At 29.5% G+C, this 841-nt stretch carries 1 protein-coding gene; it reads left to right on the forward strand.

All coding sequences use genetic code 11. From position 1 onward, the window contains the following. Positions 1-841 (forward strand): gamma-glutamyltransferase (locus AMO08_RS02890; RefSeq protein WP_179850739.1); only part of this gene is annotated, 841 nt, incomplete at both ends.

The following is an 841-nucleotide window of genomic DNA, read 5'->3' on the forward strand; positions in this document are numbered from 1 at the left end:
AAGCATTAAAAATACTCAAAATAGGTGGAAATGCAGTGGATGCTTCAATCGCTTCCTCGATTGTTTTATCTGTAGTAGAGCCTAATGCAACGAGTATTGGTGGCGACTGTTTTGCAATAGTTAAAATGGATAACAAGGATGCTGTGTCTTTTAATGGATCAGGTTTAGCGCCTGAAAAATTAAATTATAATTTTTTTAAGGATAGGAATATTGATAAAATTGGATTAACTAGTCCACATTCAGTCACAATTCCTGGTGCACTTAATGCTTGGGAAAAAATTCATAAGGAGTTTGGTAAGCTAGATTTTGAACAATTATTTTTAGGTGCAATTGATATAGCAAAGAATGGTCATAGAGTTACAAAAGTCGTATCAAATGCTTGGAAAAATAGTTTGAATAAAATCAATGGTAATGAAAATTCAAAAAAAATTTTTTTGAAAGATGGTCGTACTTATCAAGAAAATGAATTAATGAAAAATATTGCTTTAGGAGAAACACTTGAAGCAATTAGCAAAAAAGGAAGTAAGGAATTTTATGAAGGAGAAATTGCAAAAGATATAATTGAAACTTTAAATGAATTAGGTGGTGTACATACTTTTGAGGATTTTTCAAAACAGAGTACAATAAGATCAGATACAATCAAATCTAATTATAAGGGTGATTTTATTCATCAATGCCCTCCCAATGGTCCTGGTGTTACAGTATTGATTATGATGAAATTATTAGAAAAACTGAATATTCAAAATTATAAATTAAATAGTACAGAAAGATTCCATCTTGAAGCAGAAGTTACAAAACAAGCTTATAAAGTTAAAGAAACTATATTAGGTGATCCAAATTT

This window comes from Candidatus Pelagibacter communis (genome assembly GCF_001180205.1).
GTDB classification, from domain to species: Bacteria; Pseudomonadota; Alphaproteobacteria; order Pelagibacterales; family Pelagibacteraceae; genus Pelagibacter; species Pelagibacter ubique_O.